Origin of the sequence: Xenorhabdus anantnagensis, from assembly GCF_028598555.1 — a bacterium.
Lineage (GTDB): Bacteria > Pseudomonadota > Gammaproteobacteria > Enterobacterales > Enterobacteriaceae > Xenorhabdus > Xenorhabdus anantnagensis.
This window is the reverse complement of the sequence record NZ_JAQRFN010000010.1, coordinates 133,045-157,967: the sequence shown is the minus strand read 5'-3', so window position 1 is coordinate 157,967 and position 24,923 is coordinate 133,045. Positions and strand designations below refer to the sequence as shown.

At 44.5% G+C, this 24,923-nt stretch carries 29 protein-coding genes, 1 other RNA gene and 5 pseudogenes; 25 read left to right on the top strand and 10 right to left on the bottom strand.

Annotation, left to right across the window (positions count from 1 at the left end):
- The 3 genes and pseudogenes from PSI14_RS10230 to PSI14_RS10220 all read left to right on the top strand — a co-directional run.
- Positions 1–191: pseudogene (locus PSI14_RS10230) on the top strand (hypothetical protein); the annotation flags it as partial.
- Positions 179–439, top strand: coding sequence for a transposase (locus PSI14_RS10225; RefSeq protein ID WP_306309261.1), 261 nt, complete (start codon positions 179–181; stop codon positions 437–439). The pseudogene PSI14_RS10230 and the gene PSI14_RS10225, both read left to right, overlap by 13 nt.
- A 289-nt stretch (positions 440–728) precedes the next feature.
- Positions 729–1,208 (top strand): Hcp family type VI secretion system effector, encoded by a 480-nt coding sequence (locus PSI14_RS10220; protein WP_273575792.1) that lies wholly within the window; start codon positions 729–731, stop codon positions 1,206–1,208.
- Between the two features lie 32 nt (positions 1,209–1,240).
- On the opposite strand, the gene PSI14_RS10215 is transcribed toward PSI14_RS10220, so the two are convergent.
- Positions 1,241–1,555: a YjeO family protein gene (locus tag PSI14_RS10215; protein WP_273575791.1), complete on the bottom strand. Its 315-nt coding sequence runs from the start codon at positions 1,553–1,555 to the stop codon at positions 1,241–1,243.
- Entirely contained in the window at positions 1,548–2,261 is a 714-nt protein-coding gene (locus PSI14_RS10210; protein WP_273575797.1) for a hypothetical protein, read from the bottom strand. The genes PSI14_RS10215 and PSI14_RS10210 overlap by 8 nt, the downstream gene beginning before the upstream one ends.
- 166 nt (positions 2,262–2,427) lie before the next feature.
- Between PSI14_RS10210 and PSI14_RS10205 the strand changes: the two are divergent.
- Both PSI14_RS10205 and PSI14_RS20175 read left to right on the top strand, forming a co-directional pair.
- Positions 2,428–2,525: pseudogene (locus PSI14_RS10205) on the top strand (IS6 family transposase); the annotation flags it as partial.
- 94 nt (positions 2,526–2,619) lie between these two features.
- Positions 2,620–2,694, top strand: a complete 75-nt coding sequence (locus tag PSI14_RS20175) for a hypothetical protein (RefSeq protein WP_370688842.1) — start codon at positions 2,620–2,622, stop codon at positions 2,692–2,694.
- Between the two features lie 516 nt (positions 2,695–3,210).
- Here the strand turns inward: PSI14_RS20175 and PSI14_RS10200 are convergent.
- Positions 3,211–3,478, bottom strand: a pseudogene (locus PSI14_RS10200) (transposase family protein); the annotation flags it as partial.
- On the opposite strand from PSI14_RS10200, the gene PSI14_RS10195 reads away from it, so the two are divergent.
- From PSI14_RS10195 to PSI14_RS10180, 4 genes are all read left to right on the top strand, one after another.
- A complete protein-coding gene (locus PSI14_RS10195; protein ID WP_273575800.1) occupies positions 3,449–3,607 on the top strand; it encodes a hypothetical protein in 159 nt (52 codons plus the stop codon). The pseudogene PSI14_RS10200 and the gene PSI14_RS10195 sit on opposite strands and share 30 nt — an antisense overlap.
- Before the next feature lie 397 nt (positions 3,608–4,004).
- On the top strand, positions 4,005–4,799 hold the full coding sequence (locus tag PSI14_RS10190; protein WP_273575790.1) for a class I SAM-dependent methyltransferase: 795 nt from the start codon (positions 4,005–4,007) through the stop codon (positions 4,797–4,799).
- Positions 4,793–5,938 (top strand): peptidogalycan biosysnthesis protein, encoded by a 1,146-nt coding sequence (locus PSI14_RS10185; protein ID WP_273575789.1) that lies wholly within the window; start codon positions 4,793–4,795, stop codon positions 5,936–5,938. The genes PSI14_RS10190 and PSI14_RS10185 overlap by 7 nt, the downstream gene beginning before the upstream one ends.
- A gap of 11 nt (positions 5,939–5,949) precedes the next feature.
- Positions 5,950–6,294, top strand: a complete 345-nt coding sequence (locus PSI14_RS10180) for a hypothetical protein (protein WP_273575788.1) — start codon at positions 5,950–5,952, stop codon at positions 6,292–6,294.
- A gap of 55 nt (positions 6,295–6,349) precedes the next feature.
- Here PSI14_RS10180 and PSI14_RS10175 read toward each other — a convergent pair whose 3' ends face one another.
- Positions 6,350–7,234, bottom strand: coding sequence for an IS982 family transposase (locus tag PSI14_RS10175; RefSeq protein ID WP_273575787.1), 885 nt, complete (start codon positions 7,232–7,234; stop codon positions 6,350–6,352).
- A gap of 161 nt (positions 7,235–7,395) precedes the next feature.
- Here PSI14_RS10175 and PSI14_RS10170 point away from each other — a divergent pair, with 161 nt between their 5' ends.
- The 6 genes and pseudogenes from PSI14_RS10170 (at position 7,396) to dinQ (ending at position 11,217) form a co-directional block, all read left to right on the top strand.
- Complete coding sequence (locus PSI14_RS10170) at positions 7,396–7,578, top strand: hypothetical protein (RefSeq protein WP_273575786.1); 183 nt, start codon at positions 7,396–7,398, stop codon at positions 7,576–7,578.
- 15 nt (positions 7,579–7,593) lie between these two features.
- A pseudogene (locus PSI14_RS10165) lies at positions 7,594–7,779 on the top strand (tail fiber assembly protein); the annotation flags it as partial.
- The gene (locus PSI14_RS10160) at positions 7,779–8,507 is read left to right on the top strand and encodes a hypothetical protein (protein ID WP_273575785.1); all 729 of its coding nucleotides are present in this window, start codon (positions 7,779–7,781) and stop codon (positions 8,505–8,507) included. The pseudogene PSI14_RS10165 and the gene PSI14_RS10160, both read left to right, overlap by 1 nt.
- Positions 8,479–9,018 (top strand): baseplate complex protein, encoded by a 540-nt coding sequence (locus PSI14_RS10155; protein ID WP_273575784.1) that lies wholly within the window; start codon positions 8,479–8,481, stop codon positions 9,016–9,018. The genes PSI14_RS10160 and PSI14_RS10155 overlap by 29 nt, the downstream gene beginning before the upstream one ends.
- Positions 9,015–10,566, top strand: a pseudogene (locus tag PSI14_RS10150) (hypothetical protein). Before PSI14_RS10155 ends, PSI14_RS10150 begins: the two are co-directional and overlap by 4 nt.
- Before the next feature lie 498 nt (positions 10,567–11,064).
- On the top strand, positions 11,065–11,217 hold the full coding sequence (dinQ, locus tag PSI14_RS20170) for a damage-inducible type I toxin DinQ (RefSeq protein ID WP_370688841.1): 153 nt from the start codon (positions 11,065–11,067) through the stop codon (positions 11,215–11,217).
- Between the two features lie 1,402 nt (positions 11,218–12,619).
- Here the strand turns inward: dinQ and PSI14_RS10145 are convergent.
- Positions 12,620–13,111: a hypothetical protein gene (locus PSI14_RS10145; protein ID WP_273575783.1), complete on the bottom strand. Its 492-nt coding sequence runs from the start codon at positions 13,109–13,111 to the stop codon at positions 12,620–12,622.
- Between the two features lie 637 nt (positions 13,112–13,748).
- On the opposite strand from PSI14_RS10145, the gene PSI14_RS10140 reads away from it, so the two are divergent.
- Positions 13,749–14,180 carry an antiterminator Q family protein gene (locus tag PSI14_RS10140; protein ID WP_187651270.1) on the top strand — a complete coding sequence of 144 codons (432 nt, stop codon included), beginning with the start codon at positions 13,749–13,751 and terminating at the stop codon, positions 14,178–14,180.
- A 135-nt stretch (positions 14,181–14,315) separates the two neighbouring features.
- Here the strand turns inward: PSI14_RS10140 and PSI14_RS10135 are convergent, their stop codons facing one another.
- Positions 14,316–14,585: a hypothetical protein gene (locus PSI14_RS10135; RefSeq protein ID WP_273575782.1), complete on the bottom strand. Its 270-nt coding sequence runs from the start codon at positions 14,583–14,585 to the stop codon at positions 14,316–14,318.
- A 668-nt stretch (positions 14,586–15,253) separates the two neighbouring features.
- Between PSI14_RS10135 and PSI14_RS10130 the strand changes: the two genes are divergently transcribed.
- From PSI14_RS10130 to PSI14_RS10100, 7 genes are all read left to right on the top strand, one after another.
- Positions 15,254–15,766 carry a host cell division inhibitor Icd-like protein gene (locus PSI14_RS10130; RefSeq protein WP_273575781.1) on the top strand — a complete coding sequence of 171 codons (513 nt, stop codon included), beginning with the start codon at positions 15,254–15,256 and terminating at the stop codon, positions 15,764–15,766.
- Positions 15,759–16,001, top strand: a complete 243-nt coding sequence (locus tag PSI14_RS10125; RefSeq protein ID WP_273575780.1) for a hypothetical protein — start codon at positions 15,759–15,761, stop codon at positions 15,999–16,001. The genes PSI14_RS10130 and PSI14_RS10125 overlap by 8 nt, the downstream gene beginning before the upstream one ends.
- Positions 15,994–16,557 (top strand): hypothetical protein, encoded by a 564-nt coding sequence (locus PSI14_RS10120; protein ID WP_273575779.1) that lies wholly within the window; start codon positions 15,994–15,996, stop codon positions 16,555–16,557. The genes PSI14_RS10125 and PSI14_RS10120 overlap by 8 nt, the downstream gene beginning before the upstream one ends.
- Positions 16,557–16,904 carry a hypothetical protein gene (locus PSI14_RS10115; RefSeq protein ID WP_273575778.1) on the top strand — a complete coding sequence of 116 codons (348 nt, stop codon included), beginning with the start codon at positions 16,557–16,559 and terminating at the stop codon, positions 16,902–16,904. The genes PSI14_RS10120 and PSI14_RS10115 overlap by 1 nt, the downstream gene beginning before the upstream one ends.
- Positions 16,905–17,172: 268 nt before the next feature.
- The gene (locus PSI14_RS10110) at positions 17,173–17,382 is read left to right on the top strand and encodes a helix-turn-helix transcriptional regulator (RefSeq protein ID WP_273575777.1); all 210 of its coding nucleotides are present in this window, start codon (positions 17,173–17,175) and stop codon (positions 17,380–17,382) included.
- A gap of 71 nt (positions 17,383–17,453) precedes the next feature.
- Positions 17,454–17,669: a hypothetical protein gene (locus PSI14_RS10105; protein WP_273575776.1), complete on the top strand. Its 216-nt coding sequence runs from the start codon at positions 17,454–17,456 to the stop codon at positions 17,667–17,669.
- The gene (locus tag PSI14_RS10100; protein ID WP_273575775.1) at positions 17,669–20,536 is read left to right on the top strand and encodes a DUF927 domain-containing protein; all 2,868 of its coding nucleotides are present in this window, start codon (positions 17,669–17,671) and stop codon (positions 20,534–20,536) included. The genes PSI14_RS10105 and PSI14_RS10100 overlap by 1 nt, the downstream gene beginning before the upstream one ends.
- Before the next feature lie 23 nt (positions 20,537–20,559).
- Here PSI14_RS10100 and PSI14_RS10095 read toward each other — a convergent pair whose 3' ends face one another.
- The 4 genes from PSI14_RS10095 to smpB all read right to left on the bottom strand — a co-directional run bounded on the left by PSI14_RS10095 (position 20,560) and on the right by smpB (position 24,023).
- Positions 20,560–21,315 carry a hypothetical protein gene (locus PSI14_RS10095; RefSeq protein WP_273575774.1) on the bottom strand — a complete coding sequence of 252 codons (756 nt, stop codon included), beginning with the start codon at positions 21,313–21,315 and terminating at the stop codon, positions 20,560–20,562.
- Complete coding sequence (locus tag PSI14_RS10090) at positions 21,305–22,588, bottom strand: integrase domain-containing protein (RefSeq protein WP_273575773.1); 1,284 nt, start codon at positions 22,586–22,588, stop codon at positions 21,305–21,307. The genes PSI14_RS10095 and PSI14_RS10090 overlap by 11 nt, the downstream gene beginning before the upstream one ends.
- Positions 22,589–23,126: 538 nt before the next feature.
- Positions 23,127–23,490: a transfer-messenger RNA gene (gene ssrA, locus PSI14_RS10085) on the bottom strand.
- Between the two features lie 50 nt (positions 23,491–23,540).
- Positions 23,541–24,023, bottom strand: a complete 483-nt coding sequence (smpB, locus tag PSI14_RS10080) for an SsrA-binding protein SmpB (RefSeq protein ID WP_273575772.1) — start codon at positions 24,021–24,023, stop codon at positions 23,541–23,543.
- Positions 24,024–24,180: 157 nt separating this feature from the next.
- Here smpB and PSI14_RS10075 point away from each other — a divergent pair, with 157 nt between their 5' ends.
- Together PSI14_RS10075 and PSI14_RS10070 are read left to right on the top strand one after the other, a co-directional pair.
- Entirely contained in the window at positions 24,181–24,615 is a 435-nt protein-coding gene (locus tag PSI14_RS10075; RefSeq protein WP_273575771.1) for a type II toxin-antitoxin system RatA family toxin, read from the top strand.
- Positions 24,608–24,901, top strand: a complete 294-nt coding sequence (locus PSI14_RS10070; RefSeq protein WP_273575770.1) for an RnfH family protein — start codon at positions 24,608–24,610, stop codon at positions 24,899–24,901. Before PSI14_RS10075 ends, PSI14_RS10070 begins: the two co-directional genes overlap by 8 nt.
- The last annotated feature ends 22 nt before the right edge of the window (positions 24,902–24,923 follow it).

Here is a 24,923-nt window from a genome sequence, read left to right as displayed (position 1 = left end):
CGTTTGTGAAAAAATCCGCCTTGCTGAGCAAAATTAAGGCCGGGGCACAATTAGGCCATTACCGTCTGGTCTATTTTGATGAGGCCGGTTTTGCCGCGTCTCCTCCGGTGCAATATGGCTGGAGTCCACGGGGTAACCCCCATGAGACTGAGCCTCAGCCCATGGCAGATGGTCAGTTCTGGGGGCGTTAAATTACACGGACAACACGCTGTTTTACCAGACAACCTCAGGCAGTATTACGCGAGCTGATGTGATTGATTTTTTAGAGCAGGTCGCCAAACAAGGAGACAACCGTTTGACTTTTTTAGTGCTGGATAATGCGCGTATCCACCATGGGATCGCGGAAAAAATCAGACATCGCTGGTTACAAGAGCACAATATGCTTTTATTTTATCTTCCCGCCTACAGCCCAGAGCTGAATCTGATTGAAATCGTCTAGAAACAAGCCAAATACCACTGGCGACGTTTTATCACCTGGACTCAAGATACAATGGAGTATGAGCTAAATACGCTATTGGAAGGTTATGGTGATCAATTTGCAATTAATTTTTCTTGAGAACTTAATAATAAACGCACCTGTTTACTGTGCATGGAGCTGCCGCTAGCGATAAATTTAAAGAAGTGAAAAAAATTAAATTAGCCGTTTGATTTTTTTTATATCCCGTTATAGTGGGATGTTTTTGTATTATTAGCTCTACTTATTGCAGGAATAATCGAAAGGAGTTTGTGTGGCTAATTTAATATACGCAACGATAAAAGGAAAGAAACAAGGTTTGATATCTGCGGGGTGTTCTACCGCTGATTCCATCGGCAATAAATATCAGGCGGGTCATGAAGATGAAGTGCTAATCCTTTCTTTTGAACATGAAATAACAAGAATGAGTAATGTAAATCATCGGCCAGTCTCATTCATTAAACCCATAGATAAATCCTCTCCCTTGCTGGGAGTGGCAATAGATAATAATGAAGAACTGGAAGTCGAATTTTTCTTTTACAGAACATCCATTTCTGGTGGGAATGAATTATATTACTCCGTGAAATTAAAAAGCGCATCTATCGAAAGGGTAAATGTTAATTACCCTCATTCGATAAATCACAACAATCATCAGCCAGAAGAAATGATTTCTATTAAATATAAAAGTATCACATGGCAACATCACGCTGCCGGAACGTCGGGTTATAGCTTCTGGGAAGATAGAGTCTATTGATGCGAAAACCCCTCTGAACGCTTATGGAGGGGTTAACACAGCATTATCCTGATAAAAAATCGCCATGCCCAATATGCGATTAATGATAATGCCATGACATTGACCAGCCATGATTTACACTTCAATTTCACCGCGATAAAAAGCAATGGTATGATGAATAACGCCGCTATAGGTGCTGTCACATCCCTGATATCATCAACCACAAGCGCCCTATGAGCCACACATGCGTTCTTGATGTCAACACCATCTATATAGGCTTCCTCTTCAAAAAAAGAGGATAAATAGATGACTGGCAGGCATAACACATAATATACTAGATAAAGTAGGTTGCTTAACTTTTTATTCATCCTTAATATCCATGATCATATATATTGATTTTTTCTTTTCTAAAATTCTCCTGCCATAAGAGCTATATTCCCTGTCTGGCGATCCAACTGGCGAGGAGATTGATTTTATGATGTCATTTTTATCTCTTTTTATTCCTCGGTTATATCTGGAACCAGCCAGTATGAGTTGTTCATCACTTAACAGGCTTGTATTTTTTAGATCAGGATTATCAAAGTGGATTAAATCCCTTAAATGATATGCCACAATTCTGATATTGAAATCATCAGTTAACAGGCAATTTGAAAGTTGCAGTTGCTGAGTGGTTGTAAGTGTAGAAGGATCTATCCGTAATGTCTCAGCCGCTGCCCTTAACTGGATGGCTAACACTCCCACAGAGGTGGCATTTGATTTTTTATTATTGCCATTAAAGGTGTCATAAAACATCTGTCTTATTTGCAGAACGCCGTACGCTTTAAATCTATCGGGTGTACCGCCTGCCTCAGCAACGGCGACGCCCGCCAGCAAAAGCACCGGAATATTTGCCTCATGTGCATATTTTTTTATTCGCTCTGTATTATATTGCAGGTAAGCCGCCTTATAAGCCCATAAATAACTTTCTCCTGTGACATACCTTGGATTATTCGGTAGAGCCTTATATCTGAGAAAATCAACGCCGTCAAAGCGAGGAAAACCTAATTCATCAACAACACAATAAGGATTGCTCATTTTCATACCGTCCGTGTAGTTTCAATTATTAGCATAATATTGCAGCAATCTACAAAAAACGCCATTATTATTTAAGAGGCTAAACCTTGATATATAACCAGCCGGGTTCTGTCGCATTAACGTGCATTTTGGTTTATCGTTGTGAAAACTCAGGATGGAACCCGATATGCCCCTTATCCGAAAAACGTTCAAACGCCTGCATTATCCCACTGATATTATTGCCAATGCGTCCGGTGGTATCTGAGCTATGCGCTCAGCCTGCGACTAACAAGCCAGTAACCGAAGCCCTCAGAACGTTTGATGACCGCCGCGTTTATGCACGGAAGAAAACCAACGCGAAAGAAAGGTTTCCCACGAGTTGAGCCGGATCAGCAAAGAAGTACAGGACAAAATTGATGAGGCTATTCGGGTTATCATTGAACAATACGAGTAAGCCCCTGTAAAGCCCAGCCAGTCTGGGCTTTTTTACGCCTACATTATCACATCCCGAAATGTCCCGTTCCAATTTACACCGTAACAGCTTGATTATAAAAGTTTATTGTTAAGAATTTCGGAACGAAATCCCGCGATATTTTGACCTATATCTTGCATGTGAAAAAATAATTGTGGAAAGGTAAAAAACGAATATAAGCGATAAATAAACCAATAAGGAACATAATCATGAATAACTCAAAAGGTTGGAGACATCACCAAAATCCCTGGTGGTTGAATAATAAAAATAACACTCCGCGAGGCATAACTAGTTTTCGCAAGAACGACGAACAGATCAATATACGATGGGAATGTGCAACAGACGGTTCTGTCGCATTAAATGAATCAGCCTGAGCGATAATGAGGTATGTTTGTTTTTTATACTGCCAAACGATAAAATTGTTCAGCCACGGATAACCGTTCACCTCCTGCGGCGATTTCCCGGCATTGAGTCGGGTGAGTGCGGCGGGTCTGCCGTTTTCCACTGACCTGTCACTTTGATATCAGTTTCATCCCTCCGCCATCGGGAGCCAACGGGCTTTTTGCGTGGTCGGAAAACCTTGCTGAGCAGGGGCACCAGACGTAACACCCAGCGATGTGGCGTGGTTGACGAAGAGCCCCCGTTCTGCCCTCATTGCTTCCAGATTGCGCAAGCTCAGCGCATAAGCGAGATACCAACGGACACATTGGGCCATGATATCAACAGGGTAATGGCGGTGTTTAAACGCGTTTCGGATCAGGGACATCGTTCTGGACTCGCTCAAGAACAGGGGAGCTTACCTGATGTTCCGTTAATGCGACATAACCCCAGTACCCTCTCCGCGTTTTCCCCCAATTGCCCGGTAGATGTGTCGATTAACCCGGGTGATGGCTAAGAATTTAAATCCCGACTATTCTCGCTTAACTTCTGATACCAAAGAGGCATAAATTTTGGCAAAAATCATCGACGCAGCAGTAAAGTTCTTCTAAAGTAACCATAGCTTGAAGACCGCCACTATTTTGTTTTTTTTGACAAAAACTGTGATTGTGCCTTAGGCGCTTTAGTTCCTTTCTTATACGAAGTTCAGGTATATTGGTTTGAATGTAGCCATAGAATACGGATCGTACGTCATCAGGAAGATTTAATTTCTCTCTCTCTCTTTAATTTACTCCGGGGAATGGTGACAGATCTTACTCTTTCCGGCCCAGATCTGCCTTGAGCAAAAATAGGCGAAGCCGTAAGAGATTAAACTGTTAATTCATTGTACTATCATGAGTAATTGGTGAGTTATTATGCGTTCAACTCAATCTTCGGACTTTTCATCTGCCAAGGAAAAACAGGCCAATTTACCTAAATTTGATCCTGCAACGTTTGATAAGTACGCAGGACTCTATGAAAGAATGATTTCTTGGCCTTATCGTAAGGAATTAGAGCTTCCAACATTAGAAAAATTACTTGGGGATCTCTCCGGTTTAAATGTGCTGGATTTCGGGTGTGGGCCTGGCGTAATTTCACGCTGGTTGAATGAGCGGGGAGCAAAACGCATTGTCGGCCATGATATTTCCGAAGGCATGCTTAATTATGCCCGTCGACGTGAGGAAAAAGAGTCGCGCGGCATTCACTATATTTCAAAGATTAATGAAGATTACAACGTATATTTCGATATAGTCCTTGCTGTTTATGTGATGCCTTATGCGGCTAACTACAAGGACTTAATGGCGATGAGCCAAACCATGGCCAGGGTGTTAAAATCGGGGGGTCGGCTGCTCACACTCCCTATCCACCCTGATTTCAATTCAGATCCCGAATATTATCGCCCCTTTGGCTTTCGTCTGATTGAAGTGCAGCCGCGCACGGACGGGAGTTCCCTTCGGCTTCACATCTGCCAGCCACCTTACGATATCAATATACAGGCCTACTATTGGTCGCGTCCGACACTGGAAAATGCGCTACAACAGGTCGGTTTTCAGACTGTAAACTGGAAACCGTTGAATGTGTCGGCCAACCCCCAGATCCCGAATCTTTCATCCTATGTTCAATGCCCGCATGCCGCCATTCTTGAATGTATCAGGGGGAAGGCATGTTAATCAGTTTTGGCCAGCCGTCCTTCTCCCCTTTAGTTTCCAGCATTGAGCATATCGACCGGCATGAGTGGGATGCGTTGGTCTCCGATAATGACTTTTTTCACAGCCACGGCTGGTTAGGTGGGCTGGATTACGCCTTGGGCAAGGGGGACGTTTTTACTCTGTACGGCAATACTGGATTGCTAGGCGGTTGCGCCCTCTGGGATGGCGAAGATCAGTCCGGGTTGTTCTATTTGCCAGACTACTTCCCCGGATTGGAAGGTCCTTGGCAACAACCATTCTTGTGGGGCGGTGCCCGCCGTTCCACGCACAATGAAATCCCCTGCGTACAGGGGGAGCGCCGTGGTGAAACATTGTCGACCATGGCTGAAATGCTTGCCCAGTTGGCCGGGAACCGGGGATATTACGCAACTATTATGCCTTTTATGCCGCTGCAGCAGGCACTGGAGGTTGCTCGTTACTATCCCCATGCTCGGGTATTGATGCATTCAGGGGAAGCGACCCTATCTGTACCGGCCGGTGGGCTTGGTTCGCAATTACAACAATTACGCTCCCACCAAAGGGTAAGAACCAACGCAGAACTGGCCACCTTTTCCCGCTTAGGGAATCGGGTAGAATGGTGCCAACTGGACGATTATCTACTGGAGGTGGCGGTAAAACTTATTGCCAACAACCGGGAAAAATACGGTAGCCATCAAGGTATTGACTGGATGCAGCGCATATTTGATGGACAAAAAAAATCCTCGGTCATCGACGCTGCCATTGCTGCCGTAGCCAAGCGCGACAAGCAAATTCTAGGGGTAACCATCTTCTACCGTTTTGGTGAAACTCTTCATGCCCGTTATTACGGTTCAAATTATCAGATAGACGATAACGACTTTCGTTATTTCGTGCTGACCTATTACTGCTCGTTAGATTATGCGGCGAAAAACGGTATCCGTGAATGTCGGCTGTCCATTTCTGCACTTAGAGCCAAAACGCGGCGTGGTGCAAAAATAGAGCCGCTAGCAGCACTGTTGCTGTTCGAAAATACCGCCCCCTTATCAATAAGCGAATGTAAAGACTATAACCACCTTTTTTACCAGCGTTACCAACAACAGTTCGGCACACATCTGACCCACGACTGGGCGCTGCTTAATTGAAGGAGAACCTTATGCTGCATCTGATGTATTTACTGAAACCGACACAAAAAGCCCATTTGGATATGGCTGCATTTTGGCACTGGGTGGAAAAACGTGACGAATGGTTCTACCACACACTCAAAATGACTGGAGAACGCCGTTGGTATGTCCGCACTATTGGCGATAATGTCCATTGCCTGGAACATTACGTTGCATTCGCCGATGAAGCAGCTTGGGGGCAATACCGCAGGGCGGTGTCGAAACTCTGCAAGGATCCTGAATGGGAAAAAATCCGCACCGAGCAATATCTGTGGTGGGAAATCCTTGATTCAAGTTTGTTGAACGATGCACCTTTTATCGTCAACCCCAGGAAATAACAGGTTCTGTCACATTAAGCGGTGAATGGATAATATGTCACTTTTTTAATAAACCTCAGCTTCGTTTAAGAATAGCAATATCAGTCTCCCGTAAATTCAAGCTCGGTTTTTTAGGTTGGAATGTATAAGCAATGAGACCGGCAGCGATTTCTAGCAGAAAACCGAGCTGACTGCGATGCCTTGAATGCTCTATCTGAGAAATATTTTTGAGCTGGTCGATGACCGTCTCTATCAGAAATCGCCTTTGTAACATCAACTTATCCCAAAGGGATAACACTTTTGCTTTCATATTACTGCGGACATTTGTGATTAACGTGATCCCTTCCGCTTCCAACTCATCGCATAACGCCTGTGATAAATATCCTTTATCGCCATATAAATACCCCGTTAACCCTTTTGCCAGCGCGTTGACTGGATGACGATCATCCTTATTTCCTGCGGTTAATTTCACAGCCAAAAGTTCACTGCAATCATTGATAACCAAATGAAGTTTAAAGCCATAAAACCAGACTGTACTGGTTTTTCCTCGTTGTGCTGCCCCCTCAAATACCCGATGACGGGGAATGCGAAGGTTATGACAAACGGCAATTTTGGTGGGATCAATAAAAGCGATCCCTTGGGTTTTAGCCTTGCGTGACGAAAGAAAAGCGCATAAAGGAATGAGCGCCCTTTGCTTTAAGGTTAACATACGGGTGTAGCTGACCAACCCGGGAAAGTCGGTTTTAAGATATTGTTTTACATGTTTAATATAAAACATTTTAAAATTACAATAATGGCCCATGTGGAATAAAATGAGGATCGTCATGACTTCACTGAGAGAAAGGGACGCTTCGCGGTGCCGTTTGAGTAATCCACATTCAATGAGCTGTTGATGCCAGAGAGGGATAAATTTTTGGCAAAAGTCATCGACGCAGCAGTAAAGTTCTTCTAAATTAACCATGCCTGAGGGGCTCCACGATTTGTTTTCTTTGACAAAAACGTTGATCGTGCCTCAGGCACTTTAGTTCCCTTCTTAAACGAATCTCAGGTTATTTAATCAGTGAGAACGGGCTTGATTGGTATGATTCTCAGGCGCAATTTGCCTCCGATACCCTCAAGGTTTTGTTTGACAGTGCGGGTGTTATTCGTTCGCTATCATTTGATGTATCAGCGCTATTTCCTGATGGTTTGTCTATTGCAGAAGCTGATAAAAATAGTGTTCCTGAAGGGATTAATATCTATGGCGATTGGCAATATCGTAATGGAAAGATTATACCACGGGCATATACACCGGAAGAACTGTAAAGCCAAACTGAATCGAAAAAACAATATCTAATGAATGTGGCTGGCGAAAAAATTGCACCATTGCTGGATGCCGTTGATTTAGGTATCGCCACTAATGCAAATAAATCTGTATTAACTAAATGGCGCCGTTACAGAGTATTACTTAGCCGTGTAGATTGTTCGGCCTCTCCTGATATTGACTGGCCGGAGCAACCCGCATAATGCACTGGCAGCATAAAACCCTGCAACTGTCCCCGACTTTATCGGGGATATCGGTCGCCATCGTGCCCGTTCACCCGTTTCTCTATGGCGTAGGGCAACAGACCGACAGCGGCCGTTATCTAAGCCCGGCCAACGCCATTGATACTCTGGCAAATAAAGTGATGAGAGCAGGAAATATCAACAGCCTGATACTGATGGTGTGCGCCAAAACCCACGATGAATTTATGCAACACCTCACGCAATTTTCATCGGTGTTGCCGCTTCCGGTTTTTGCACAGGTTACGCGCATGGCAACAACGGCAGACAGTTTGGCTATTACCAAAATGCAATTGCCGGGCAAACCGAGCGGTGGTTTACCGTTGCCGCAGCCCTTGTCAACTGCAACCAGCCGCTTGGCCGTCAATGCCCAATTGATTGAACAGGCCAAAGCGCAAGCCAGCGCGGGCAGCAGCCTTGCGGGATTAAAATCACAATTAAGCGAGTTTGCCACGGCAAGGCAGAATGCCTTGCAACACGTGACGGATGCCCTGAGCAGTATCAAGGATAAATCGGCCAGTGTCTGGACGTTCTCAGGGAAAGGGAACGGCGCACACGTGGCGGAGAAGTTACGTAAGAACATCCCCGAACCGGACGCGGTTTACACGCTGGCGATCCTGTTTGCCGGGGACGATATCCGCCCATTAGAAAGGATGCTGCACCATGAGCCAGATTATCACCCTCGCCCTTGATGGCGAGGCTATTCCGTTAAAAAGCCTGACCGTCACGCCCTCTGTGATGTTTCAGGATCAAGACCAGAGCGGCCAGTCTTCCAGTACTGCCGTCGCTGAACAGGGCATCAAGCCGAAAGATCTGCGTATCACGGGCATTATTCCCTTTACTGAACAGAAAACCCTCTCGCGTCTGTTTGCACTGGCGGAAGCCAAAGACGGCGGTAACCTGAAACGCTACCGGGTCGCCAACCTGACCGCACAGGCCATCAATTTTCGCATCGGTACGTTTACGGGCACGATTGATGCCAGTAAGGTAGACGGCAAGCAGGCATGGCAGGTGACTTTTACCTTACGGGAACATCTGTCCGTGGCGGAAAAACGCGACGCCCGTTCCATGAACCAAATCAGCGCGAAAAAACAAACGATGAAACCGGGAGAATCGTTAGCCGAAGGGGATGAAAAACTCAGTTATTTTGAGAAGGAATGGCTCAAACCGTTAAACGACCGCTTGGCGCCAGCAAAAGAATGAAACCGATTAACCGGCTTTACCTGTCTGGCGATGAAGTCCATGTGGTTGACGCCAATCTTATGCTGGAACTGTCATCCTGTGGCCGGGGCTTTATCACGGCGGAAACGACTACTGATTACACCGGAAAATTGGTACGACTGGATGTGGGTTACACTGATTTGGTGCTGCGCTGGTTTACGGGCTATGTGGAGCGCGCACAGCCTGCCCAGAACGGCTATCAGCGCCTGTTTGTGCGTGAGCTGGTCGGCGTGTTTGACCGCCCGTGGCCGTGCTCATTTCAGCACCCCACCCTGCGCCAGATTGTTGACTGGTTGCAGGAACACAGCGGACTGATGTTCATCTTGCCGGAGGTGCCTTATACCGATAAGCCCATTCCGCACTATACCCATAACGGTACGGGCTATCAGTTGCTGGCGAATCTGGGACAGGTCTTTGCTATTGAGGATTATATCTGGCATCAGTTGCCGGATGGTTCGGTGTATGTCGGCAGTTGGGCGCATTCGCTGTTTGCCGAAAAACCTGTCGAAATTCCCAATGAATTCAGCCAAAGCCAGTCCGCTGGCAATGCCATGACAATCCCCATGATTCAATCATTGCGTCCCGGCTTTGTGGTTAATCAGCAACGGCTGAGCAAGGTCAATCTGAACAATGAGAACATGACAATTACATGGATATCAGCAGGTCAGTTGGAAACCAAGACGCCTACGCAGCGCCAGATTGATGCGGTTTACCCCGAATTATCAGCCGGGTTGCATTTACCCCAATTTGCCCGCATAGAGACACACACCGAAAACACGGCCAGCGGCGATATCTCTGACCCGTTCCGCCCGCGCTATGCAGTTGATGTGCAATTCTGGATGCGGACGGTAAAGACGCCGCCGCCCCGGTTTATCATGCCGTCCCTCTGCCCCTGCCGATGGCGGGCGGTGAATCGGGGATGTTCCAGTATCCGCCCATTGGCACCGTGGTTGAGATGGCGTTCGAGGGCGGAACGGGTCAGAGGTGTCGCAGCGCGTGACGCAGGAGGGCAGTTGGATACGCCAGACTGACCAGACCATTAATGAATCGTCCATGCACCGTGAAGTTAAGGCAGACACGGAAACGCGCACGGTGGTTGCCCGGGAAACCACGGTACAGGCGACGGATAAAACTACCGTTTTGGGAACGTCCACACTATTGGCGGGGGCTGTTCAGCAAATCGCAGAGGGTGACTACAGCGTGGCGACTTCATCAAATTTTGTTGCCAGTGTCGGGAAAGAAGCCAATATCGACGTCGGCCAAACGCTGATAGAGAAAATTGGTCTGCTTAAGCGAAGTATCGCCGGAGTCAGGCAAGAAATTGTTGCGCCTGTGGTTTGGGTAGGTAGCCAGCAACTTAACGTGATGACCCTGATGTTAGAGACGCTGGATGTGGTGAAGGAACTGGCGGAACTGACCGCCGCCCATACCCATCACAACACTGGCACACCGGAGAACGCCAGCGCGATAAGGAACACGGCTGATAAATCGGATGGGCTGAAACAAAAGTATTCGCCTGTGATTGGGTAAGTATCACTTCTCTTTTCCATCTGCGTGGGTTGATATCCAGCATGACAGGCAGTAGAGTGATAATGTTGGCTTAGAGATGTCGTGCTAATACCGATCAATTGTATGGGGTTTTTTATGCCATACCATAGGTTGATATTTTATGCTACAGGCATTAGACTGAAGATGTTAGTTTAGATGTGTCGCGCTAGAACCGAGGCTACCAATCTCGTATAGCATACAGACAATTACCCTACACCAAGGGTAAAAACAAAAAAACCAACCTCACCAGTTGGTTTTTTTGTTTTTATCTGCTTATCACTTGAATTGATTGAATCATCCTGAAATAAACCTATAATCTATGCTTGTTAGCTGGATAAGCACTGTGGCCGTATTTTATTTAGAAAAGGAATTCAACATTTCGTAAATTTTACGGGATGTATCAAAGCCCTGGCTGAAATACAAGTGGTGTTGGTTTCAGTGCCTCGGCCAGAGTGCGACACATCTAAACTAACAATTACGATGACCAACCAGACAGGCAGTGTAAAGGCAATAGCTGGTTTAGTCGCGCTCCTTAACAGGAGCAAACGGGTGAAAGCATTTATTGATACTGCAATCATTGTTCTCAAAGCGTTAGTAGCGTTTTTAGAACTGATCCGTACATTCCTAAAATAGAATAACGGAAACGTAGATAAGGCCATCGGGTTAACCGCCCGGTGGCCTTTAACATTTCAGGTGCACAATTAATATTCTCTATTCATCAAATTATTATCCTTTGTATAACGCCACCAAACGCACACAGCGCCATTCACACATAAACCTGCTGGCTTTATTCTGCGATTAATTTGGATCGCGTCCCTGCGTTGCGCTCATGCCGCACAATTCCCACGAAATAAACGTAAACCTGATGTAAAACGCACTACACCGCACCCGCCTGCACGTTTTGGATCAAAAAATTATTTCAGTTTTAAAATCCTGCAAAGGGAACCGCTGGAGCGCACCAATACTGGCCGTGTGGAAGAAATAGTAAACTGAAAAGTGTGAAAAGCTTTTCAGGGGATTTCAGTTTTTGGATCAAAAGAGGATCACGGAAAAAAATACAACTAAATAATATTAAAAGGAAAATTCTATTTTACGTGGGTTGAGTGGATCACGAGACAAAGCCACATTACTTTAAAGAAGTCAGCGTGTGTGCGGCTTTGAGGGAAAAGGGAAACTGAAATTGATTGCTTCGATGAGTTATCTTCTTCTGCGTGTACCACTCTGATTGCTTGAGCTGGCGGAATTTGAACTGGTTATGTACTTAATTGATAAATAATGTTTTTATTAATTAATTATTGGCCTGTTACTACCAAGCTTACTACCAAAAACATTTGCGATTGCTTTTTGACCGAGGAGGGGGTTAGCTGTATATGCTCATATTTATAAACAGTATTTTTATGTGTCCCGCTGTCCCTGTGTCCCTTACTTATTTATATAAATATATAAATATAAAAATATAATATATATTATATAGTTATAGGTATTTTATAAAATGCATATTCAGTATAAACGAGGGACAAGAGTGGGACGACACCTAATATAGGTGTCCCGATGCTTCAATAAAGCCCTCCCCGGAAATGAGCAACACTTTTTGCGTTTATACGGCTATACCAGATTTAGCGGTAGAGTTAAGCAGGAATTCTTGCTTAGGTCTGTAGGAGAAAAATTTCTACATCGAGGCCTCTTTTCTGTCTGGCTACTCCATCCATTAGGGATTTTTCGCCGGGCGTAGTCTCTTGGCTTTCAAGTCCAGTAGTTTGATGTAGTTTAGGAACGGTTAATATTTTTCTGTAGTTTACTGTAGTGGTATGTGAAAAAAATTGAATGATGTTGGCTCGCGCTTTTGCTTACTCATAGCTTCATTGAACCGTTCGGCGGTGTTCTTTGCTCTCAGAGATGATCCAATTTTTGAATCATGAGCATAATCATGTGGTTAACCGTAGCTCGATATTGAGCTACGGGCGGCGTGCTGATTCCTCTGCTTCGGAGCAATTAAACCTAACCAAAGAGTTAAGGCAGAATTCCGCCTTATGTGTCAACTCCTCGGCATATCCCAGCCTAGTTTGTTAAGCTCATTTTTCAAAAAGCTATATGCAATAATAACGTCTCTTTCATTTGCATGTTGCTTGTAACAAATTGAATAGGCTTCTACCGGAGAAAAACGCTGTTTGTAGAAAAAGTATTTTGCCAGCGGATGTTTCTTTTCTGCGTAGATAGGTTTATCAGGGCAATTATATTGTTCGTCTATCCAAGATATAAATTGGTCAACAGTCAGGTCATAGACTTTTTTGTCAATTTCCAACCAATAATGGAAATCGTCATTTTTTCGATTGCCACCAAGAACAATTTTAATATCGGTATCGGGGAAAAATTGCTGTACAGCCATACTGACGAGGATAGAAGACCCCCAGCAAGCGTTTTTAGGAAAGCTATAAAAGAAAGGGATTCCCATATCGTCTATTTTTTGGTGCTCTTTCTCGAATACTGTTCGGGTATCCGTCGCTAATTTAACAAGTCCGTTTTGCATAGTTTGTAATCGATGTTATTTAGTTTATAGAAGGGTGAGGGAATAGTTTATCAAGCCCTGCTTTGAGGGTGAAATACTACAGGCTGAACGGCTAATATTGATGGTCAAGAAATTGACCATGATCCAAAACCCGCCTCATGATGAAAATCAAACAGTTATCCGTAAAGCAAACTTGCGTTACGAACAATATCAAATAGATAAGCACCTTATGCCGGGGAAACTACCGATATCCCGGCAGTTAAAATCGAGGGGCTTATTAATTCTAGCGATTCGCTAGAATTAAACTAAATCAATAGGTTATATTGATGGTTGAAAAACCAACCATCATAATTACAGATAACTCTCTGTTTCTACTCATGAAGCAAAAACGCGATCATTATTACTTGCCCGTTAGCCAACCCGATGAGCACTTCCCCGGCAAGCTATTGATAAGGCTTAATTCTCGCGATTCACGATAATTAAAAAGGCCTTTGAAATCAGGGTAATCCAACTTTTGTTTACGGCTTGTCTTCTACTCCAATGAAGTAAAAGCCCTTTCAAATCAGCATAGTCCAAAGTTGGAGCATCTATTTCTTATACCCCCAACCGATGCTAATATGTACTAGTTACATAGTACAATCAAAGCGGATAAAAGATCATGCACAGAGATATGCAGAAAATACTATTGCATTGGGGCGGGTGGGTAGTGCAGGGGAGAGTTAACATTGGTTGGAAGTCTGTTTCTGCTGGATTTAAAGACGCGGTGACTTATACCAGCAACAACAAATTATCGTGCAGTGACGAGGACGGGATGGTCATTGATGGCTGTGTTGCCAAGCTGCGTACTGTCGGTATGTCTCAGGAGTGTGATTTTATCGAGCACCACTACGTTAGCGGCATGTCTAAACGTGCGATTGGCCGCAAGTTCAAGCTTAGTGAAAGCGAAGTCAGAAAGCGTATGCTGGTGGCTGAAAGTTTTATTCTTGGGTGCCTGGAGGTGTTGGACGAACCATTAGAAATAGACCTAATATATGGCTTCCACGGTAACAGGGAGAATTTGTCCAGTTCAGCATTAAACGCCCAACAGTAAAAAGCCTACCCATTGCCCGTATACCTGCGCGAACGGCTACCGCCAAATATGGCGGTAGGGTTAATATATTCAGTATGGTAAGGCGTGATGCCCACTTAGAGTACAGAAGAATACGTGGGCATCTTTGATTACGTTTTATGAGAGGTAGCGGTCTGTTGCTGGTTTTATTTTTCTACCAAAGTCTTCAATGTAATCCTCATAGATGAAGACATTACTGTTAGCAAATATAAAATAAGAATTTCTTTCTCCATTCTTAATAATACCCATTATAAAACCCCGTTCATCGCTACGATCCCAAGTGTCACCCGAACCAGGGGTATACCTGTACCAATCCGTATCTCCATGTTTACTCCATTTATTAACACAAACAGAAACAGCATTATTTGAAAGATTCGTTATTCTCATAAAACCCTCTCTTTTTTAATTGTGTAATATGTTAAAAATAAGAAAATTTATGTTGTCGACTCTATTTCAATAACATTCCATGTAAGCGATTCTCATTATTGTTTTTTATCCAATTAATACAACAATAATGAAACTCAGTAGTCTGATCGTATTGGCTGTTGTAATAATAATGTTTCGCCAAACACCACCAACCTGCAGGGGCAAAGCTCAGGTATGACGGGCAATACAAAGCCCTTTTTAGGGTTTAGCTCACAGGGTCGCGGAAAACTTTTACCCGACCTCATAACCGATTGATAAAGTTCAAACACCCTGAAACGCAGAGTTTGAACCGTTATGGAAATTCCCATATCGCCCGGCTTCCTGCAATGCAGGCTTCTGAGAATATCAAAGGGTTAGGTGTATCTTTCCATGCGCTGTTCTGAACCAAGCTGCATATTCATATCTTGCCCGTAAATCCACCAGCAACGTGATTCCGTACAGCACACGGAATTAAGTCTATTCAGTTAGTTAGGCATTCCTCGGCAATACTTCCACCATTGGTGGTAAGTTAGAAATATATCAATAACCTTTTGATTAGGCTTAATTGGGCTGAAACAGAACAATTGATTACCTGCTGATAACCGAGGAAAGCTATAGGAGCAATCACATTAATATCTTTATTCAATAAAATGTGCTTGCCTTTGCTGGTGGACTTTGGCTATATTGACCCTGCATCAGCAAAATCTGGTGTCAGGCGTGAGAACCTGAGTAAAGAGTACAAGGCGACACATGACGCGCCAAGCGTCTTTTTTTGTGTCACAGCATCGCAGCACCTACCATTTAAGGCGGTATTCGCCTATACGTATTCAATGGTGGCGCTTTCAGAGCTACCGAAAGGTAGGCTGGTTTCCTTGTACGCCAGTATTCTCACCTCTGTTAGCGTCACCGCCCTTTCCGAGCGTGAGAACTCAGGTGGTGACTCCTTTACTAAGTACAAGGAGATCGCAACTATGGCGACTATCCCTACCCCAACTCATTTCAAATTCGTGTTTCTGAGCATCAAACGTGCAGATTTAGACGCTATTCCCAGCCGTATAGAGGCTATTGCCGCTGACGAGCACAACGCCCGTTCTGCCCTTTCACGTGATTTCGTCCTGCTCTTCGCTGGCCGTCTGCCTGTTCAGGAGGTGCGCCATGTCTGATCGTTCATTAGCAAATATCTATGCCCACCCAGCCGACCTGATGGAGCCTATTGCGGTATTTCTTAAAGCCGTGGAGTACCTGCGATTAGACCCCGAAGCGAGGGATATCGAGGCCGATTTACTGGAATACGCGCAACAACTCTTACAACTGCATACCGACAACGCCAAAAGCGCTTACTGGACGGCTGAGGCTGCCCCCTGTGTTACCCATGCTAATGAGGTGCAATATGCTTGATTACAGAACGGTTATCGAAAACGACATTGTGACGCTGTACAGCCAATCCGAAAACAGCCCAGAGATGATAGTAGCTTCTCTGCCAGTGACATCTATTTTAGACCGGGTGAATGGTGGAGAATGGGACTACCAGAGTGATGTCGCTTTAGAGCTAATGATGGCATGGCTAACCACACATCCAGAGGGGCAAGCTGTCGGTGATATTCGTTTCTTTCGTTGGCTGGTGGCGCATGTCTGGATTATTGAGCAAAGGGAAAAGCACAACGGCAACGCCATTTTTAAGCTGGAAAATTCCCCGGTGATACTTCCACTGTTCTTATCTACTGAATGTTCTGCATTGGAAAATAATGTTGAGGGCGCGTTGATTGGGCGATTCGGGCACGAGCAAGGGTTAGAGAACGCTGCCAGCTTCTATTGGCATATGCTAACGGGCTTCCCCGGTCAAGGCGCAGCACTTTCTGATTTTGGTCGAGAAGTCATGTTCGATCTGCATCGCGACTTTATTGAAGAGGGTTTACCTCAGATGGCAGCCAACAAGCCGAGGGTGATGCACTGATGAACAAATCTAAATCCACCAGCTTTGTAGCTGAAACAGTTAGTGATTGTGAGAACAAGCAGATCGGTACAACAGGGGGAGTCATGGATATGGTTAAAGAAATCGATTTCGGGGAAGACTTTCAGGAGCCAAGAGTTGTGTCAACAATCGCGGCGTTTGAAGAAAATAAGGCTCAATCACGTAGTCGAAAACTCACAAAGAACATGACTCGAAATGCTCCACGTGCCCAGTTGGTTAAAGGTCATAAAACTATGTTGTTTAGTGGTGGCTCAAAGCATACCGGAACCAAGTCTAAAAAATGTAAGCGTAAGCAAGGGAAGAAGAATAAAAAGAAAGGGAACCGGTAGTTGAGTCATACCGGTTATAAACGCGAACGCTAAAAGAAGCTCATTACAAATTTAGAGCGAAATAAACACTCATCCCCTCCACGGAATAATAGCCAATACGTAGAAAATTACATATTGGCTCTCTGTGTTTTGTTGTTACAGCCTGCATATGCAGAGTGTATTTCTTATTACAGTCTGCACATGTAAAGGGCTTATTTGTTATTTCCTTAGTGGTTATGTTGCTTGCGTTTATATCCGTTTATGACCGTTTAACGCAGGAGAAAATGCAATGGCTATTAGTGAATCGATGCTGACTAAAAAAGAAGTAAAAGCGGCACTGCACTATAAATCTGATAGTGGCTTTCATGAGTTTTTAAAAAGAACACCTGAATTTCCAAAGTCTGTGAAATTGGGGTTAAGGCGTGTGGGATGGGCAGCAAGTGAAGTTAATGAATATATAGCATCCCGTCTTAATACCCGTGGACAGGAGGATAAATAACATGGTTAAAACACATCCCAAAATAACTATCACTTTACCGCGTCCAAAAAGTTTTATTAAAGGGGGTAATTATGCCGCGTAAACATCGCTCTTCGGCAAGCCTTACTCATTTAATTGAATGCCAGCAAAAAGTAGATCGGTTAGATCTTCAAACAATGATTAACAGCCCAGTTTCACTTAATGGAGAAACGGGAACTTATGCCACAAACCGGCATACCCGCCGTAGATTGAAAAAACTTCATGGTATAGAGGCAAAGAGAATGTGTGACTTGGGTAAGGGCAAATAATGGCAGATAAAATTTACTATTCCCGTGGACGGGATGTATACGATATTACCCCTGAGCAACGATGCGCCGAAAATACAGATCAGTTCATTGAGCAATTAATAACTGATACGGCGACTGCCAAGAAGAAACAATATTTTTGTGCAGCAATGGAACAGGGGGAACACCCAAAAGGCCAAGACCCAAAAGAAAAATACCCTGAGAAGTTTCAGGGTATCAAAAACTGGAGGCTTTCAGCATTAGCGGCTAAACGCCGCTTTGCATCGTTTGACTGCGATAGTTTTGACAGCCCCAAGACGTTTGATGCGTTAGTCAGTTACTTAAAAAAGACGTTTAAAGGTGTACTCTATACGACTTTCAATTATACCGCAGATGCTCCGCGTTGTCGTTTTGTTATTATCTTGGATTCTGAGGTAGATCGCACTGTGGGTATTCATGTCTGCCAGATGATAGCCCATGAAATAGAAACGGCGATACAGCAAATCGCGGAAGAGGATTTGATCAGCGAGTGGACTCCTGTCATTGGGTGGGATGAGTCTGTCTATCGTGCCGAGCAACAATGTTATTTGCCAATAGTTAACGCCGTACACCGGAAAACGAAAAGCGGGGAGGATGTGACTAATGCGATTATTCACCGTTTAGACGGCGAATTGGCAGACGTAGAGAACTATCTTGCAATGGCTCCGCTTGTGTCGAAGGCAACTCCTCGGCCTGTACAGCATTATGATAGTGATGCCGATTTAGAACGCTGGTTTGAAGTGGATGAGCATACATTAGCTGATTTACATGCTGCGCTATTTTCCCCCGCGATGCTGGCGATATCAGAGGGTGGCAGACAAAATTGGCAGAGAGTTATCGCTGCTCTTGGTAGTTTGAAAAACACACCCTATGAAGATAATGCCTATCAGTTGGCGCTGGAATGGTCTGAGGCTGGTGGAGCGGCATTTGATGCGGAATACTTTGAATCAACTTGGGATACTTCCCGTGCTGATCTCACCAGTTATAAATGGATATTTTCGCAAGCTGCCTCGCTTGGGTGGGAAAACCCCCAAATTCTTCGACCTTATATGGCTTTGGAAAAAGTCGGTTTTTATATGACCGAGGACGGTCTAATGAAGAATATTGAAGAGGGGAAAGGTAAGGCAAAAAGTATTGTAGCTCGGAAGATATCCGCGCCGTTCTCAGTACTGGGATTAACCCGCGATGTATACAGCGATAACTGGGGAAAGCTGATTTCATTTAAAGACAAGGATAGGGAAACGAAGCAATTCATTGTACCCGATGAGCAATTGCATAAGCCCGGTAGTGATATTCCTCAGAGTTTGGCGAGATTAGGGTTATATATTGGTACTGGCATGAGCCGTGATTTATTGGGGTATCTGAATATCACAACGGCAAAAGAGCGCATAACCTTAGCCCCCTCCACGGGCTGGTTTAATGGTCGCCTGTTTGTACTGCCTGAAAGCACAATAGGCAGCTCCACCAGCAAAGTAATGTACCAATTATCCGGGCGTAAAAAGAGCGAACGCAGCCAGTTAGCGCAATCAGAATCTCTTGACGACTGGCAGAAACATATCAGCGCGAAATGCGCCGGTAATACCCGGTTAGTATTTTCTCTCTGTGTTGCTTTTGCTGCTCCTTTACTCAATATATTGGGAGTTGATGGTGGTGTATTCAGCCTGAAAGGGGCTTCAACCAAAGGTAAAAGTACGGCTCAGCATGTCGCGGCCTCTGTATGGGGGAGCGGTGCAACGACAGGTGGTTATTCCCATAGTTGCAATACTACCTTAGTCGGGATCGAGGTATTAGCCACAGCGCATAATGACTTACCATTAATCCTGGATGAACTGAAAAGCGTTAACCCTAAGCTGGTGGGTCAGGTTGCTTATATGCTGGCTCTTGGGCAGGGAAAGGCACGAGGCACAAAAGACGTTACTTTGCGTGAAACGCTACAATGGCGAACTCTGGTGCTGGCATCAAGCGAATATGCTTTCGAAAGTTATCTTAAGGCTTCGGGTGAAAGCGTTGCCGCAGGTCAGCAAGCTCGCTTTGTGGATATACCAGCAATAGTAAGCGATGAAAATGGCGTTTTTGATACCCTCCACGGTTCAGGCACAGCAAAAGAATTTGCTGATTCGCTGAATGCTTTAACAACGAAATATTATGGTTGTGCCGGTATCTCATGGCTTGAAAAGCTTACCGCTTCTACCCGTTCGGAGTTGGTTGATCGCTTGCGAGAGTTAATCACTGAGTTTAAGTCAAGCTATAGGCCAGACGATGCAGGAGCACAGTTAGACCGAGTATTAGAGCGGTTTGCTCTATGTGCTGCTGCGGGAGAGCTAGCGACGGAATGGGGTATTACTGGATGGGATACAGGGGAATCGCTACGCTGCGTAGGTGAGTGCTTCAAAGCCTATGTAGATATTAGGGGGACTACTGGCGATTTGGAAGCAGCAAATGGTATTGAGCGGTTATGCTTGTATCTTGGTTCGTATGCTGAATCGCGTTTTCGCTCTTCCTCTAATAGCGGAAGAAATATAGATCCCTTTGATGGTTATATTATTTCCTCTGATGAGGAGTTTGTTGATTTGGCTGATTCTAGCAATAAATCAACACCTAGTGATAATAACCTCCCATCGCGTATTTATTGGGTTACGCCCGAAGCATTGAAAGAGCGTGCTTTATCAGGTTGCAATCTTGATACGACAATTGCCGCTCTACACAAAAAAGGTGTACTTATTGGTGTAACTGAGGAAATAGGCAAGAACGGTAAACCCCGTACCGTTTATAATCCTAAGAAACGTGATCCACTTGGTTATAAAGACCAGCGCCGATTTTACAGAATAGATGCAGGTAAGCTATTTGAGTGATAAGAGAGCCGGAGCAATCCGGCTTATTTCTTTTTCCTCGCCCGTTTCCCCAGAGTAAGGTGTGATACCCATTTATAGATGGTTCTGTAATCTTCCATTTGCGGCCTGTGTATACCACGTTTATCTATGGGGTGCAGGAGAGTGTAATTATCAGTGCCTTTAGGGTTCTCGATAATAAAAGTAACATATTTGTCATAAACTGATTCGGCTAGCTCTTCTTTACCAACGATGTAGTCTTTTGCTTTGGTAATATCTTCTGCCCATTTTATGCATTGATCTTTAAGCGCACCGTCTCGTTGTTCACTGCGGATCTTTCCCGCTTTCCGCCGGGCATTTTTGATATCCAGATTTTCAAATTCATGCAATGTATCACTGTCATATTGCTCTTGTGCCAAAACCGCAAAGACAAGATTAGAGGCCGCTAGGTGATATGAGGTACTATCAGACTTCACGGTTAGCCCCCATCCCCATATAGCACATGCGCTGACCAGTAAGTCATTCTTACTGCTGTCTGCCAGTGTTTCGACTATAGAATACTGCCAAGCATCACTGCCAGACTGACAGAGTTTTGTTATGGTTACAGTAGCAACATCAATCAAATCCCATACACTTAACCTGAACAGTGCTGCTTTTCGTTCATCATTGGTTAATTTGGATACTTTCTCAGCACACCAATAAGCCGGGGAGTGGGGATATAAACCGTTTTCGATACCATTTCCAATAGAGTAATGTTTGAGTGCTGCATTTACATTCTCAAGAATAAAAATATCATCCGACATAGTAATCACTTCCTACGATGCGTAATCCTTTGACACTTCCGGCTACCGTTAAATCACCCGTTGCTGCGCCTTTTACATACAGCCCCCACCAATCCATCATAACCCGGCGTTGTTCTAAATAGGTGGCGCGGTTATACGCTGCCCGGACAGAGTTCTTTTCTCTGTGAGCCAATACCGCTTCTATGGCATCGGGCATAAAACCCTGCTCATTCATCGCGGTACTGACAATTGAGCGGATGCCGTGCGCAGTAAGCATATCCTGATACCCCATGCGCTTTAACGCCATATTAGCGGTCTGGCTGTTCATGTGCGTATTTGGGGTGGATCTGTGTGGAAAGACAAATTCCCTATGCCCGCTAATAGGTTTCATAATTTCAAGCAGATCTAAAGCCGGTTGGCATAAAGGCACAGTATGAGCGTGCGATGTTTTCATCGTTTCGGCGGGTATATTCCAGACTTTATTTTCAAAGTCTATTTCTGACCAACGCGCTTTTACCGCTTCCCCTGGGCGTACAGCCGTTAATAGTTGCCACTCAATGACTAAACGTGTTTGCCGTTCTACCTGTGCAACGGAGAGTGCTTGCATTAATCCGGGGAGTTCTTCGGGTCGAATGGTCGGGTTATGTTTTTTCTTTGGTTTAGGAAATGCCTTGCTGACAGTAGTAAAAGGGTTAGCATCAATAACGCCTAAATTCATGGCATAGTCTATGATCTCTACCGTTCTTTGCGTCAGGCGTTTAATAGTTTCCAGATTGCCCCGTGCTTCAATCGGCTTGAGCACTTCCACCAGCATAGGCGCTTTGAGGCTTGATATTGGTACATCACCGAGTTTAGGGAATATATCTTTTTCCAGTGAGCGCCAGATATCTTTGGCGTAATCTTCACTGACAGTGGTTTTCTTTACCTCAAACCAGCGGGTAGCAATATTCCGAAAGGTGTTGCTGTTCTCTTCCTGTGTTGCCGCTGCTTGCTGTTTACGCCAATCAACAGGATCAATATCTTTAGCCAGCATCGCTTTTGCTTCGTCTTTGAGTCGGCGAGCGTCAGCCAGCTTGATAGAGGGGTATTCACCAAATGCAATCATCGTGCGCTTTTGGGTGAAGGGTTTGTAGTATCGGAAATACCAGAGCTTAATGCCTGATGCTTTTACGAGGAGTTCTAAATTATCCCCGTCACGGTAGATCGTGTCTTTAGGCTTACCTGTTTTGCTATCAAGTTTGGCTTTGGCATTAGATACCGTTGTAGGGGAAAGCGGTGTTATCTTTTTAGGCATCGGGCACCTCTAACCGTAGTAGTAAGTGTTCTCTGTGGTAGTAGTAAGCGTTTTCCGTTGGTAGTAGTAGCGGTTTATTGGTGTAGTTGGGCTGTTACTACTAACTTTTTACCTCTTTAACCTTGTACTGCGTCCCTCGGTGTCTAAGCGTCCCTGTTGTATTTTTTATATTTAAATCAATTGGTTAATGGTAATTTTTTAAGTTTTGGGACGTGTGAGAAAATATGTCTGGGACAGGCTCGTCCCGCCATTTAATATTTATAAATCATATTGTTAAGTGTTTCGGGACAGCGGGACATCATTTTTTGCAAAAAACTTAACTATATATATGAGTTTCTCTTGGACACTTGGGTATTTAAGTTTTGGTAGTAAGTGTTTTTGTAGTGTAGCCGACTTACTACCAAACATACTACCAAAACTATCGAGTTATAACGATACTAAACGAATACTAACGGGCAATAAAAAAGCCCTAAGTCATTATGACTTAGGGCTTTTTCTTTTATTTTCGGTGTATTCCGATGATTTCCGAATACAAGAATGGTGGAGCTGGCGGGAGTTGAACCCGCGTCCGAAATTCCTACATCCTCGGTACTACATGCTTAGTCTGGTCTTTACATTCGCTTGCCAGCTGCGGACAGACACGCCACTAACAAACTAGCCTGATTGGATTTAACGCTTCAACCCCAGGCAGGGCATCCACGCGATCTCTTTTTGGTTTGACCTCTCTTGATCCCCGTCCTAAGAGCGGAGGCTAGGGAGAGAGGGCTCTGCGCAGGTTATTAAGCTGCCAGTGCGTAGTTTTCGTCGTTTGCGACTATTGTTTTGCGGCTTTTTACGAGGCCAACCGCCCCTCGGCATGCACCTTGGGTTTCGCGAATACCGTCGAATCCAGAATCAGCCCCAAGTGTGTTAAAAGCAAGTATATCAGAATATTGAGTGATAATGCTAGTGATTAACGCCCGGAATTCTTCATAATTCGTGCTTTGTCTAATTTCCATTCACGTTCTTTAATATCTGAACGTTTATCGTGCGCTTTTTTACCTTTTGCAACGCCAATTTTTACTTTGCACCAAGCATTTTTCCAATACATGGAAAGTGCGACGATGGTATAACCTTCTCGATTGACTCGACCATACAGTGAATCAAGCTCTCGTTTGTTAAGTAGTAATTTGCGCAACCGTGTCGGATCACAAACTACGTGGGAAGAAGCAACGTTCAATGGCGTAATTGTGGCACCAAAAAGATAAGCATCACCATTTTTGAGCAAAACATAACTCTCACTGATGTTAGCCTTGCCAGCGCGCAGTGATTTGACTTCCCAACCTTGTAGGGATAAGCCTGCTTCAAATTCTTCTTCAATGAAGTATTCATGGCGGGCTCGCTTATTCATGGCAATTGTTGCCGAACCGGGTTTGTATGCTTTTTTCTTTGTCATAATGAGTTGTATTATACTGTATGCGTTAGTGAAAGAAATCTCTTCTGCATGATATTTAGCAATAAGTGCACATTTATTGATCTAAATGTCATCGGGTTTTTATTTAACCACATTTAAGTGATAATATTCAGCGCTGTTAAGTTTGACAGGAAATGATATGCCACAGATTAGTCGCTCTGCGCTAGTGCCTTACAGCGTGGAACAAATGTATAAATTGGTCAACGATGTAACGTCTTATCCGGATTTTTTACCGGGATGTGTGGGTAGCCGTGTAATAAGCAGTAGCAATAACGAAATGACGGCTTCCGTTGAGGTCTCTAAGGCAGGGATTAGTAAGACGTTCGTAACGCGCAATACGTTATTTGATAATGAAAGCATCAAAATGCAGCTGGTTGATGGGCCTTTCCGTAAGTTGATGGGAGGGTGGCATTTTATTCCGCTAAGTGCAGATGCTTGCAAGGTTGAGTTGCATCTCGATTTTGAATTTACCAATAAGTTAATTGAGCTGGCTTTTGGTAAAGTTTTCAAAGAGTTGGCTGGTAATATGGTTCAGGCGTTTAGCCAACGTGCCCGTGAGGTTTACAGTGTCTGAGATCAATATCGAAGTCGTTTATGCTCTGCCTGAACGGCAATATCTGTGCAATGTGCAAGTACCGCAAGGAGCAACTGTTGAACAGGCTATTATTGAGTCTGGCTTTTTGACACTACGTAATGATATCGATTTGACCAAGAATAAAGTTGGTATCTATAGCCGTCCGGCCAAATTGACTGATACGTTGGAAGAAGGGGATCGTGTAGAGATTTATCGCCCTCTGATTGCTGATCCAAAAGAAATGCGGCGTAAGCGAGCAGAGCGCGCTAAAAATAATGCGCAATAAAATCCATTTATTCGCCAGTAGA